A 14,485-nucleotide genomic window follows, 5' to 3' on the forward strand; every position below is an offset into this window, starting at 1 on the left:
TTAGTAAAAGGTTAGCTTTCATATTTCAATTTTTTTTTAAACTGGTTACAAATACAAAACCATTATTTAACATTAAAAACGTAAATGCTATTTCATAAAGCATCAAATAAATTCAGAGGTTAAAGTGTACACAGTAGCCTAAACCAAAACGTTAAAAAAAGATCTTCTAATTATATTTTTAACACCTGAATCGACATCGTTTACTAAAACCAAAAAAAGCAGTTATAGCTATTTCTAAGAAGACATACTTAACTAAACTCAAAAAAGAAATTCTAATACTAAACATTCTTTATTTGAGATCAAAAAATTTATATATACCCAGTTTTAATTAAGAAAAGATGTATTATACGGTTTATAACATCTAACAATTAGCTAACTAAAAATATCATTAATAATTTAACAGACACAGCTGCTAATTTTACTGATAGCAGTGTTTTTTGTCATCTATCTCCGCTATAGATTAAACAAATTGATAATAAATAATTAAAGAAAAAAATACAAAAAGCTAATAAGCTTTTTTCTATTAGTTTAATCAAACCAAAATCACCTAAAGAAGAAATAAAATAAATTAAAATAAATTCTATAATCGCAAAAACCTTATTAAACTAGGGACAACTACCTAAAAAGGTAAATACTTATACTAAAAAACTTTATGATCATAACTAAACCCATTGCCACAGCTATGGACAATGAAAGGATTCATACAAATCCCATGGCTAGCTTCTTATAGCAAGAAAAATGTGAAGTTAATCAAGTTATAACATCCGTAAAGTTAAAATCACTGCAACCTCTAAGCGATTTAATATAGTTATTAATGACTAAATTAAAAAATTAGAATAGTAAACAAATGTATAAAATAAAGAGGCTATCTAAAAAATGTTTAGACAGCCTCTTATATTCAAAAAATGTAAAAAAATTATAATGCTATTTTGTAATTATCAAATTATTTAGAGATTACAAATTTCTTAACTATAGTATTACTATTTTCCGTGATTTTAAGAAAATAGGATCCTTTTGGCAATCTACCTAGACCAATCTGCAATTTGCTTGATTGAACATCATCACTAAAGTTCTTTGTTTTAATTACTCGTCCTGTCATATCAATAACTGAAACAATAATGCTAGAACCATTTTTAATTTTATAATCAATATTTATATTATTAGCCGCGGGGTTAGGATATAAACTTAAATTATCCAGTGTAATTTTATTTATATCAGTTTTTGTCTGAGCCGCCGATACTCTAGATGTACCTACACAAAAGTTTTTAACTTCTGATGATCCAAAAGAAGCTCCTGACGCAAGAATTCCAGAAGAATCGGTTAAGCTATAAGATCCTGAACCATAACTACAACACATTCCATCTCCATAAGTATCGTTCATTGTCAAGTTATAACAACCAGAATCCAGACAAAGATCAATAACTAACGTACTTCCATCAGCCTGACTCTCATATGTCCCACCCGATTCTACAATGGTACCTGTACTATTTCTTAAAGCCCAACTAGTCTCTTCAGGGTAATTATCAAATTTAATGGTAAGCTTCACTTCTTTACAACCTGGAGGATTAACCACTCCTGCAGGATCAAACCCATCAACTACTTTAGAATTATTACCTGGTGCTAACCATTGCTTAAGATTAGGAAATGAAAGATCAAAACGCCCATAATAGTCAGGTTCATTATTACCACAAGCAGCTCCTCCTCCGTGTAATTGACCCACAATTCTCTTATTTTGATCAAATAATGGCGAACCAGATGAACCTGGTTCTGTAGTACCATCATCCCAATCATTTACTCGCCAATGAGAATTTGGTACCGAACTATAAGTACCTATAGATGGAGTATCATTATCAAAGGAGATTTTTTTAATATCTCCACTGGGATGATGAATCCCAGTAGTTCTAGTTGGGTTGACCCCTCTAGCATCCCATCCAGAATAATAAACATTATAATTACTAGGTGGCGTAGCTGATAATCTTAATAATGAATAATCTGTAGCTTCTCCCTTTCTTAGCAATTGCGATCCCGAAATCGATTGACCCAAAGATCCGTCTGTATTGCCACAACCTGTAGATTGATAATTAAAAACAAATACCCAATTAGAGGTATCATTGCCGGTACAATGATCCGCTGTTAGAAAATATGGAGTTCCATCATTAGAAGTATTATTAATCAATGCCCCTGTACAAAATCTAGTTCCATTTGCTAATGTAATCAATGCAACAGATCTAATCTGATCCTTCCATGGGTTTCCTTCCACGCAATTTACATTATTATTACAAGAACCAGAATCTCCATAAGCTTTTGCTAAACCATAAACTCCCCTGTAGTCATGGGCTATTGTTGCGATCTGTAAAGATGGGGTTTCTGTAACAATACTAGGTTGATAATATTCTATAATTATCTTATCCCCTAGTATTGGCGCTGTACTCCATTTTCTAGTCTCTTTATTATTTGACGAAGTAAAAGCTCCTTTAATATCTGTTTTATCTTCATTATAGATAAATAGTTTAGATCCTACTGGTAAATAGAAATCTGAAAACGTGAGATTAAGAGATTTGGCTCCTTTAGACTCCAATGCTAATAACCAAAATTTATCACCATTCTTATTAGTAAACCATTTTCCAGAAATTTCGGGATTTAGATTTACATCGTGAGGGTAAGCAAAACGTAAAGGAACATCTTTGGATGCTTCTCTTGCATCTTCCTTCATTAATTCTTCCATATCTACTTTAGGCAATTTTACCGTTAAAATTTTGGTAGATTTCGAAAAAGATTCTTTTGAAAATAAGGGCTCTCCACCCTGGCTGATTTGCGCGTGAGCGCTTGTAAGTAGTAATAAAAAAATACTTAACGTAATAGTTAGGTTTTTCATTTTAAGAGTGTTTTAAGTTTACACAAAAGAAAACATAACATCAACAAAATCAAAACAATACACGTTAGTAAATGGTTAGTTTTTCTCTATGGATTAGTAAGTAATATGTTAGTTATAAAATCTTGTGCACTTACTTTATACTTTTAGAAATTACAACAAATACTAAATAATTGATGTATTGAAGAAACCAAAACTACGATAATCTAAATAGTCGAAAAGTCTAATTCTCTTATAAATGTTAACATCTTAATAAAATAGTAATACCTCCTTAAATACTAACTACAAAATCACAGAAATTATATTCATTCAAATACTATTAAGTCAAAACACCTAAATCATTTTATAAGATTTATCATAAAATATATGATTATCAACCTTATAAAATGAAACGAAAATACATTGTTAAAATCTTATTAGTAATTGATCGAAAAGTATTAACTTATTTTAAAAGAGTCTATCTATTTTGCAAACATAATTGGTGTGGGTTATCAATTAAAAATTTCGTGTAGAAAAACTACAATTTACAACTGAATTCTCTAAAATAGCTTAGTTCAAAATACCTTTCCTTATTATGATAAATAAATCAATTTAACGTAAAAAAATACTACATTGAAATAAACTAAATAATTAAAATATTTTCAGATCGAAACAAAACTATAAATTAACCGCCAATAATTTTTTATCAAAATGACACACTTCAAAAATGTTTGCAAGACAACTCTATTATTATTATTATTATTATTTCAGATCACTCCTCTTATCGTTTCTGCCAAAATTTCGGCTACTTATAACGTAACAGTAAAATCAATCGATTCGTATTCAGAGAATACTAATAATATACAAAATCAATTATCTATTATCAATGCTCCCACATCCGTAACAAAAAATGCTGGTGAACGTTACAAGATTTCTGTCTTCTACACTAGTTCTGGAAGAGCTGAAATTGCCCTAAAAAATAAAAATGAAAACTGGAAAACGTATGCTTTTCATTCGGTAGATGTAGTGAATGGTCAAACTGAAGATTATTATTTAGAAGTATCTGAAGACATCTTATCCATATCTCCAGATTTGGTTTGGGAGGTTAAAGTAAATAATGGGGATGATGGTTACGTTTCCAAATCCGTTAAAATAGTTGATAATAATGAATTTTTCCTTGTTAACTCTCCAAGTGCAGTGAAACGAGAAATCGGAAAAAAGTATAAAATCTCTATTAATTACCCTAGAGGAACTGATGTTGAAATAGCATTGAGAGATCGAAATAATCGCTGGAAAACACACGCCTTCTTACAAACACCAATTGAAAACAATGGCGTTATTACTCATATCATAGAAATAACAGAAGAAATCAGTAATAAAACTCCCAAAATGTTTTGGGAAATAAAAATTACAAATAAAGGTTTCGATGCCGGATATCTAACAGAATTTGTTTCTCTAGAAGATAACGACATAAATGAGCTCTCTATACTGGATGCACCTGCAAACGTTACAGGTTCAAAAGGTATTACTTATAACCTCATCGTTGCTCATAGCCACGAAGGAATTGCCCAAGTGTCACTAAAAGATAAGAATAATGATTGGAAGATACATGCATTTAAGGAAATACCCGTGATTAACGGGAGAATCTTAACACACGAATTATTAACAACTCAAGAGGTTACTAACGATTCTGCTGATCTAGTTTGGGAGGTTAAAATTTTATACAATAATACTGAAATAGCCTATAATTCTCAACCTGTTTCTTGGATAGGTCAAGGAAGCAGATTCAATGTTATTGATAAAATCAAAATTTTTCCAATCCCCTTTAACGAACAATTATCAATTAACGCATCTGATCCTAACAACATAAAAAAAATCGAAATCTTAGAATATAAAGGTAATATTGTTTATTCTAGTGATGAAAACAAGATACCGGTTACCATTTCAACTGTAAATCTAAAGAATAAAACTATCTACTTATTAAGAGTAATAAAAAATAATGGCGCAATAGAGACTACTAAAATATATAAAAACTAAATTTATTTCCATTAAACACGTACGATACTCATCTATAAATCATTATAATTAAATTGAGATAAGCGCTAAAACACGATATGAACATTTTAATAATACTTTAGTACTGTGATGTTTACTATTCAATCATTTACTACTTAAAAAAGGAATGAAAAGCAGAAAAACTCTTATGAATTTATTTATAAAAATAAAGATCTGAAACAAGCAACTAATTTCATGAGAGTTTTCTGCTTATTTATAAAATACCTGGGTAATTTTTAATACTATTCCTCTTAATCTATTAGAGGTCAATAATTTCCTGTACAAAGGATTAAAATCTAATAACGTTCATACAGTTTCAATACTTTTTTGTATTCAATGTGAATGATTATTTCTCACGAAATCCATTTTATAATCTCCAACATTATTTTCTAAAAGATCAACAATCAATCTTCTTCTCGATACCTCGATAATAAATCTATGAGATTTCTTACATTATTCATTATTTTTCAAAAATAGAATAAGTTGACATAGAAGAAATGCAAACCTTCAACCACAGAATCCAATGTTACTAATTCAATAATGTTAGATCTTAACCCTCTAATATTTGAACCAATTCTCCTCCACTATGACATTTTACATTGAAAAAGGTCTTCGTTTCTTTTTAAGTAATGCAAGCCTACAAACCGAACAAAAAATATGAAATTCGTTTGTTGTTTAAATAAAGATTTAGCAATATTTCTTTCTTAAGTAAGTATTTGGCCTTTGTCTTTTAAACTATACCATTCTGAAGTTAAAAGAGTTTACTCGATAATTTAATTTCTATTAAAATTTATGATAAGAACTTAACAAGTGAAAAACTTACAATTAGGTGTTTTGTTTAATTTAAAAAATACCCATCGAAAAAGTTTTCCTTGTTATTAGTAGTCTTGAAGTATATTTTGAATAATTGATTTTTCTTTTGAATATATACCTTTTTAAAATAGTGTTTACCATTAATGCTAAAATATTCAAGATTAGAAGTTTTTTCTTTAATAAACATTAATTAAGACTATTATTTTTTAAAAATATTCTTTGAAAATAGTTTTTAAGCATTATTCAACTTTTTCAAAAGAAATTTTAGTATTCAATCTTAAAAAGAAAATAAATTAAATGTAGTATTTTCAATCTATAAATTACATATAAACTCTTGCACTTTCGGTCATTTATGAATGGGTAATTTTCTTTAAAAAGATGAAGTAACTAAAGGTTTCGACTATAACAATTTTCAAGTTAGCATACACAATCCTTATAAACTCAATTGAAGCAGTATATCTCGTTCGAAAAAGTCATTTTATGGGATTTTATGATAGTTAAAAATTTCTTTCAAAAAAGTTTTACTACACCTGTGTGTTCGTCAAGTACTGTAAAACTTAAATTCTTCCTTTTTTTGATGCACCGTAGTAAAAAAAGTGCAATGATTTCTCCTTTTACTTCTATAACTTTAACTAAGTTTTAATGCCAAAGGATCCAAAAGGTTATTGAAATATGTAATAAACATGATAAGAAGTTTAGTAGTAAAAAAATGTAAAAAACGATCATTTTTTGTAATTGTGAAAAACATTAAAAGTTAGGACGGAATTATTTTCGTACCCATTTAAAAGTTCATAGAGTCTATGAACAGTGGAGTTATATTTTACAACGTCACGCGGTACGTAAAAAGGTACGTGGTTTTTCAATTATATTTTCTCAATTTTAACTTCTTAATTACTAAAACATATAAAATGACATTTATAGAAAATGAACTTAAAGAAAATCGGGAATATTTCATAAACTACGACAAAGTATGGCAAACCATTGAGAGTTTTAATAAATCCCAAGATATTGATAACAAGATTAAAGGTGCACATATAGACACACTAATCTGCACTCTTAATCTTTTTGAAGAATACATTAATAGGAATCCCCCCGTGGTTGACGAAGATTTTCTAAAAAGAAGACTATGTATTGATGCTTTTAGAATAGGAAAGCTTGCGGGGTATGGCACTAGCACTATCAAAAAACACTTTAAAAAATTACAACAGTTAGAGGTATTGCATATTAGATTATCAATGCCAAAATATGCTAAAGGCCATTATTATATTTCTTTAAACATATCCTACATATTTATTGCCAAACCATTGGGAATTATACTTACAAAATAAGGGATCCCTAGGTTTACATTTATACATCAATTAACTTTTAAAGTTTATTATTATGAAACAACACCGTTTATTTGTCAATTATAGATTGCTTTGGAGAGAAATACAAGACTCCAACAAGTTCGAACCTGTTCATAGCTGGTTACTAAGAAGAGGAAACAGTTATGTATTATATCAGCTCTGTAAAAGATATAAAGATCTTTTAAATCAATACATAAAAGAAGGTAAAACTATTGATGCAGATAATTTGCCTTTGCTTTATATTGGCTCGTCAGATATGTATAAGAATTCACCATACCGAATGAAATCTATTACCAATTGTTTGCAAACCTTAATGCGTGATTCATATTGGCATTTGATTACTATCAAACCTATTTTTAATGAATCAAAATTTAAAGTAAGTATTCCTTTACGATATTTCTTTACTTTAGGTGATATTAGTCTTGACTACTCTATGAGAGATGTTGATAACGAATACAAACATAAAAGGTTTTAAAATCATAAATTACTATATCGTAATTTATTTAATATATTCGTGTAATATTACTGAATTAGGAATTATCATATAATAAACAAGCAATATGTCTAAAGATGAAAAGCCGCTCAAAGAAGCTTTAGCTAAAAAATCATTTAGGTCACAACATCTTCCTTTCGTAACAAATAGGCAAGTGCACCATTGGAAAGAGATTGGTATCTTAGATGATCATCGCGAATATGCGGCTAGTGGGATGAAAAGTAATTATCACTTTTTTGATGTGCTTTGGCTAAGAATCATTACGGAGATGAGAGCTTTTCGGATTAGCCACACTAGTATTAAAGAAGTTAAAAAGCATCTATTTGACATTGAAGAAAAAGCAAACCTATTATACCAAACTATTGAAAAAGTGATCACAAAAAACAAAACAAGTATCATCATTGTTTTAAAGAATGGATCGGTTAAAGTTTTAGATGAAGAAGTTTATTTTCACAATGTGGCTATTAAAGCTTTAGATCACTACTTAGCTTTGCGATTAGATGTCTTGATTTGGGAAATATTATTCCAACTTGATTTTGATCCTGATATCAAATCAATAATTCAACAACACAAAAACACGAACAATGAATAGTTAGAAACGCGGCCGCTACAAGCCGAAAGAATACGAACCCACCTTATGACCGACGCTACAATCGGAATAAGGCTATGGAAATGAAAATGTCTAGTACAAATGAAAACAGTGAGTTAAGAACTATTAGTATTGAAGAATTAAAAACGTTTGAGGGATTATCTGATTTATCAGATAAGCAAGCTTTAGAAATTATAAATAGTTTAAAAGAATTATCATTAATCACACATAAAATTATACACACTTATGAGTAATCTGGATTTATTTCAAGGTTTTGCTAAGCAGAATACTAGTAAAATAGTTCGTAATAATAAAGCGGTTATTTATACAAGAGTTTCTGATGTAAAGCAAAAAGAGAATACAAGTTTAGAAAGTCAGAAACAACTATGTGAAGATTTTGCAAAACAAAATGGGTACGAGGTGTGTGCATATTTTGGCGGAATCTATGAAAGTGCTAAGACAGACGATCGGAAAGCTTATAAGGAGATGTTGATATATGTAAAAAGAAAGAAGATTACGAATATCATTGTGTATAGTTTAGATCGGTATTCGCGAACAGGAGGACTGGCTATCGCCACCGTAGAAAGTTTAAAGAAAAAAGGAATAAGAGTATTGTCCATCGCTCAGAATGTAGATAGTGATACGCCGACAGGTACTTTCATGCAAGGCTTTCATTTGTTATATAGCAGGTATGATAATGATATCAAGAGTACCAACACGATCAGAGGAATGCGCCATAGATTGCTTAACGGTTATTTTATGGGTGTTGCTCCACTCGGATACAGAAACACCAGAAATGAAAATAACAAGCCCATTATAGTCCATAGCAATCAAGCGCCTTTAATTAAAAAGGCATTTTTATGGAAAGCTAATGAAAATCTCACTAATGTAGAGATCATAAATCGGTTAGAAAAACTTGGATTAAAGACTTACAAACAACAACTTTCAAAAATTTTCAGAAATCCCGTTTATTGCGGATTGATCAGAAGTAGTTTAATCGAGGGTAAAGTAGTTAAGGGTATTCATAAGCCTATTATATCGAAGGAAATTTTTCTAAAAGTAAATGGAATTAACAAACAAAAAAGTAAACATAATATACAAAATGAAAATTTACCTTTGAAAGGATTTACTAGCTGTGCTTCGTGCGGTAGTCCATTAACTGGTTTTATTGTAAAAACTAAAGGGATTTATTATTATAAATGTAAAACGAATGGTTGTTCCTGTACTCGTAATTCAGGTGTATTACATAATCATTTCAAAAGCATACTTAGTACATATCAAATAGATAAAAGATTAGTAGCTCCATTAAAAACACAACTGAAATACACTTTTGAGTATTTCAATAAAATAGAGAAAGACAATACACCTGCCTTAAAAAACAGCTTAAAAACCATAAAACAGAAAATTGAAAAGATACAAGAACGTTATGTGCTAGGAGAAATAGAACAAGATTTATATCAAAAATTCAAAAGTAAATTCACTATAGAAAAAGAAGGAATTGAGCAAGAAATTCGAAATAATAATTCTTTGAGTTCAAACCTTTCAATCTATATAGAAAATAGCATTAAACTATTTTCTAACTTAAACAAAATATGGGAGTTAAGCGACTATTCCACAAAACAGAAATTACAAAAATTACTATTCCCAGAGGGAATGTTATATAACCGTAAAAATGATAGAGTTCAAACTTCTAAAGTAAATCCTGTAATGGAGTTAGTTCGTTGTTTATCAGAAAGTTTATCAAAAAATAAAAGTGGACAAAATTCAAAAATTGAATATTTGTCCACTTGCGTGACCTCGGAAAGACAAATGTCGAAACATTTTGAAAATGAACTATTGAAAACCAAAGAGTTAGCAGAATACTTTAAAGTTGCTTAGTATAATTTAGCGAGAATGATGTGACTTCACCTCTACTCTATTCTTGAACTTAAAGGTTCATAACATCAAGGTCGTAGGTTCAAGTCCTGCTCCCTCTACACATAGGACATTTTTTTCTTAAGTCAGACAATTTTGTCTGTTTTAAGGAAAGAGTCTATGATATATGAACTTTTTGTAATTGTTAAGACTTTAAACTGAACTTCGTCTATGATCAAATAATAATTTTGTATTTACCAATTAATCCAAACATCATGTCAAATACATTTTCAAATCAGTTTACAAATTGACAATAAAATAGCCCTCTCTTAAATCTGAACTATCACCTGAGAAAAGAACTTTAAGAACTACTTGTAAATAAAAAGCTTAAGTTATAAACGTTTATACGCTCTATGCAAGCATGATAAGCTTTTAACAGCAATTCTTTTGAGGTTTTGCCACATCAATTTTATCGAGATTTTAAATTAGTTTTAGGTCTAGCTATTTTCAATAACGCAATAAAAACCCGCTTAATCCTTTTTTTATGCGTTTAATCGATTATTTAGATTATAGCAACATTTTAAAAACAACAAAAATAACTCCACCTCTTACTTTAGAGGTTGTAAATCATTATTTTTTCCCCGGTTATGAAAAAAAATTACTTGATATTCTTCTTTCTACTATTTGTTAGTTATAATTCAATAGCTCAACTAAGTAATGTTCATTATTTACCTCCCTTAAAACAAATATCGAATAACCAAGCTATACGGCAACAAGCATTTTATTTGTCTACACCTGAAACGACAGCGTTTAATGTTTTAGTTTATCAAGGAACTAATCCTGTTCCTGTTGCTACATTAACTAATTTATCAAACATCAACCCGTTACAATATAATGTTGCTGATGGAGACAATAATATTACCTTAGTAACGAATGCAAATACTGGAGTCATATTATCTAATAGTGGTTTACGTTTTGAATCAGTGGGTGGAGAAGAGTTTTATGTTAATTATAGAGGTAGATCCAGTGCACAGGCTACTTCTCTAACATCGAAAGGTAGACAAGCACTTGGTACTTCATTTAAGTGGGGAGGTATCCCGAATAGAGCCTCAAATACAAATCTTACCTCTACTTTAGGAGTTATGGCAACTGAGGATGGGACTACTATAAATATTTTTGGGTATGACCCAGGATGTGAATTTAGATTAGCAGGAGATCCTGATGGTTTAACAGATGATACTATTCAGATTATTTTAAACACAGGACAAACCTTTGTCTTAGAAGCCAGAAAAAACGAAACTGCATCAAATATTGATGGATGGTTAGGAGCTTCAATACAATCTGATAAAAGAATAGCAATAAGTAATGGAGGCTTAAATACAGGTGTTCGGGCAGGAAATCAAAGCAGAGACGCTGCTATTGACCAACCTGTACCTGAAAATGTTTTAGGTCGTGAGTATGTATTTGTTAGAGGTAATGGTACAAATGAAACTGAATTTCCAATAATTATAGGGACGCAAAACGGGACTGATATTTTTGTAAATGGATCTACAACCCCAATAGCTACCATTAATAATGGAGAATATTTTGAAATTCCAGGAACTAACTATTCTGGAGGATCTGCAGGAGCAAATATGTATATTACTACATCAAAAGAAACATATGCTTATCAATCTTTAGCTGGCTCGAGTGGAATTCAAACTATTGGTTTAAATTTTATAGCTCCAGTAAATTGTTTATTACCCAATAACCTAGAAAGCATATCTAATATTAGAGACGTAGATGGTCTTAATTTTAATGGAGGAGTTACCATAACTGCATCTACGACCACTCCAGACAGCAATATAACCGTAACAGACAATACTGGTCCAGTAACCGTTCCTCCATCAGTTCCAGTTGCAGGAACAACAGAATGGAAAACTTTCTATGTCCCAGGACTTACAGGAAATGTATCCGTTCAATCAACAGGCCCTATTGCAGTAGGATTTTTAGGAGTAAATAGTAATGCAGGTATTGCAGGTTACTTTTCAGGGTTTGATTCAGTACCTGTTGTTGAATTGGATGTAACTGGAGGTGGATGTCTTCCCGGCTCTGATGTTTTTGAAATTTCGGGCACTTTTGATGCTTATCAATGGTTTCAAAATGGTGTTTTAATACCGGGAGCGACAACAAGCACTTTTACTCCTACTGAACCAGGCGATTTTTTTGTTAGAGTTACTAGGGGTAGTTGTACCTATGATTCTGCAATTTTATCGGCTTATAACTGTGACCCAGAAATTGTGATTTCTAAAACAGTTGATAATGCTTCTGTTTTAGAAGGAGATACAGTTACCTTTACCATTACCGTAGAACATTTAGGTGTTGACCCAGTTACTAATCTCGTTATCAACGATGTGCTTCCTGCTGAACTTTCTTTTGTAAGTGGAACTCCTAGTTTTGGTACTTGGACAGCTCCAGATTGGACAATTGGAAATATGTTTAGTGGAGAAGTCCATACTTTGTTAGTTATAGCTTCGGTAAATGAAGTTAACAGCTCTGTAACCGTAACAAATACTATAAATAATACTCAAACGGAAGTTGAAGCTGATGTACTGCCAGATGATCCCACTGAAGATGTTGTTATAACTAATAGTGACATCACTATGATTAAACAAGATCAGGCTGCCCCTGATGGCAGTTATGATACGGTTGGTGAAGTGATTACTTATAATTTTACAGTGGAAAATACTGGAGAAGTTCCTCTTTCTAATATTACAATTACTGATTCAAATATAGATTTAGGAAGTTTAACACCTGCTTCAATTGCAACGCTGGCCGTAGGAGGAACAGCAAACTTTACCGCTACACATACCATAACGCAAGCAGACATCGAAGCTGATCAGGTTGTTAACTCCGCCACTGTAACTGCGGAACTTTCAAATGGTTTTACAATTTCTGACATATCTGACGATCCAGATGATCTGACGTCCAATTCTGATGATCCAACAATTACACCTATAGATCAGAAAGGTGAACTAGTTTTGGAAAAAATAGCCCAACCTGCTTCAGATGGATTATACGATACCATTGGAGAAATAATTCAATACGAACTGACTGTATTCAATACGGGTAACGTTAGTTTAAATAATGTGTCAATAACAGATCCTTTTGCTGACTCTGGAAGTATTTCTCCTTTGTCTATAGCTAATTTACCTGCAGGAGCTTCTGCTGTTTTTACAGCGCAGCATACCCTAGTGGTAGATGATTTTAATGCCGGAAATGCTACGAATACAGCTACGGTTTCAGGGACTGAAGTAGTAGAAGGTACTGTCATTACAGATACTTCAGATGATCCCACAACCATTGCACCCGATGATGCTACGGTGGTAACCATTCCTCAATTTGGTCAGTTAAATGTAACTAAAGTAGACCAGGCACCTGCTGATGGATCATTTGATACGGTTGGTGAAGTAATAACTTATACTATTGTAGTAGAAAGTGTGGGAACTGTAACAGTGACCGATATAAATATTGTAGATCCCAATGCGGATACCATTACACTTCAGAGTACTACTGGAACGGATGCAGGAGGTGATGATATTGTGGATAGTATGGATCCTGGAGAGACTGCTACGTTTATTATTACACATGAATTAACTCAAGACGATTTAGATGCAGGCGAAGTGATCAATACGGCAACTGCAGGTGGGCAAGATCCAACTGGAGGTAGTATTACCGACCTATCAGATGACCCTGATGATCCCAATAATAATTTAGATGATCCAACAGTAACGATTTTAGGTTCTTCTCCTTCAATGCAAGTAACCAAACTGGCAGATGATGATACGGATGTAATTTTAAATCAAACCATAACTTATACATATCAAATAATAAATAACGGAAATGTTACTTTTGATAATGTGAGTATTAGTGATGTTCATTTAGGAACGGGGTCATTGAGTACTATTACACTAGAAAGTACTACAGGTACTGATGCAGGTGGAGATAATATCGTAGATACGTTAGCTCCTGGTCAGGTTGCCATTTTTGAGTCCACCTATGTAGTGACTCAAGCAGATATTGATAATCAAATAGATATTACTAATACAGCTACTGCAACTGGAACACCTCGAACAGGTTCTTTAATTGATCCATTTATTCAAGAAGTTGTAAGTGTAGTGGCCGAAGCACCTAGCATGGAAGCTACCAAAACTCAAGCAATCGTTGATAATGGTGATGGTGTAGATGGTCTTGGAGATACTATTAATTATACCATTACCGTACAAAACACAGGAAATATAACACTTACTGGAGTAACACTTACAGATACATTTGTAGATGGAAATGGAAACACCCTTACCCTAGACAATGGACCTGACTTTGACAATGCATCTCTTGGTAGTTTAGAAGGTACACTACAAGTAGGTGAAACAGCAACTTATCTGGCAAGTTATGTAATTACCCAAACAGCAGTAGATGCTGGTGGTGTTAGCAATAGCGTACTG

The 14,485-nt window shown here is 31.5% G+C and carries 8 protein-coding genes; 7 read left to right on the forward strand and 1 reads right to left on the reverse strand.

Annotated features, from left to right (window positions below):
- Positions 1-943: 943 nt before the first annotated feature.
- Positions 944-2,875, reverse strand: coding sequence for a T9SS type A sorting domain-containing protein (locus H526_RS31380; RefSeq protein WP_027395942.1), 1,932 nt, complete (start codon positions 2,873-2,875; stop codon positions 944-946).
- 687 nt (positions 2,876-3,562) lie between these two features.
- Between H526_RS31380 and H526_RS0127915 the strand changes: the two genes are divergently transcribed.
- The 7 genes from H526_RS0127915 to H526_RS31595 form a co-directional block, all read left to right on the forward strand.
- Positions 3,563-4,888 (forward strand): hypothetical protein, encoded by a 1,326-nt coding sequence (locus H526_RS0127915; protein WP_027395943.1) that lies wholly within the window; start codon positions 3,563-3,565, stop codon positions 4,886-4,888.
- A 1,739-nt stretch (positions 4,889-6,627) separates the two neighbouring features.
- Entirely contained in the window at positions 6,628-7,047 is a 420-nt protein-coding gene (locus H526_RS0127925) for a hypothetical protein (protein WP_027395944.1), read from the forward strand.
- Positions 7,048-7,099: 52 nt separating this feature from the next.
- On the forward strand, positions 7,100-7,540 hold the full coding sequence (locus tag H526_RS0127930) for a hypothetical protein (RefSeq protein WP_027395945.1): 441 nt from the start codon (positions 7,100-7,102) through the stop codon (positions 7,538-7,540).
- 85 nt (positions 7,541-7,625) lie between these two features.
- Positions 7,626-8,150 (forward strand): hypothetical protein, encoded by a 525-nt coding sequence (locus H526_RS0127935; RefSeq protein WP_027395946.1) that lies wholly within the window; start codon positions 7,626-7,628, stop codon positions 8,148-8,150.
- A gap of 74 nt (positions 8,151-8,224) precedes the next feature.
- Positions 8,225-8,401 (forward strand): hypothetical protein, encoded by a 177-nt coding sequence (locus tag H526_RS32070; protein ID WP_211237865.1) that lies wholly within the window; start codon positions 8,225-8,227, stop codon positions 8,399-8,401.
- Positions 8,394-10,025, forward strand: a complete 1,632-nt coding sequence (locus tag H526_RS30465) for a recombinase family protein (RefSeq protein ID WP_051336407.1) — start codon at positions 8,394-8,396, stop codon at positions 10,023-10,025. The genes H526_RS32070 and H526_RS30465 overlap by 8 nt, the downstream gene beginning before the upstream one ends.
- Positions 10,026-10,786: 761 nt before the next feature.
- On the forward strand, positions 10,787-14,485 hold a 3,699-nt coding region (locus H526_RS31595), incomplete at its 3' end, for a DUF11 domain-containing protein (RefSeq protein ID WP_081415727.1).

This window comes from Aquimarina latercula DSM 2041, assembly GCF_000430645.1.
GTDB lineage: Bacteria > Bacteroidota > Bacteroidia > Flavobacteriales > Flavobacteriaceae > Aquimarina > Aquimarina latercula.

Bases quoted from the DNA above. Each gene is read 5' to 3' on its own strand.
- H526_RS0127925 (WP_027395944.1), top strand. From the start codon at position 6,628: ATGACATTTATAGAAAATGAACTTAAAGAAAATCGGGAATATTTCATA.
- H526_RS31380 (WP_027395942.1), bottom strand. From the start codon at position 2,875: ATGAAAAACCTAACTATTACGTTAAGTATTTTTTTATTACTACTTACA.
- H526_RS0127915 (WP_027395943.1), top strand. From the start codon at position 3,563: ATGACACACTTCAAAAATGTTTGCAAGACAACTCTATTATTATTATTA.
- H526_RS0127930 (WP_027395945.1), top strand. From the start codon at position 7,100: ATGAAACAACACCGTTTATTTGTCAATTATAGATTGCTTTGGAGAGAA.
- H526_RS30465 (WP_051336407.1), top strand. From the start codon at position 8,394: ATGAGTAATCTGGATTTATTTCAAGGTTTTGCTAAGCAGAATACTAGT.
- H526_RS0127935 (WP_027395946.1), top strand. From the start codon at position 7,626: ATGTCTAAAGATGAAAAGCCGCTCAAAGAAGCTTTAGCTAAAAAATCA.
- H526_RS32070 (WP_211237865.1), top strand. From the start codon at position 8,225: ATGGAAATGAAAATGTCTAGTACAAATGAAAACAGTGAGTTAAGAACT.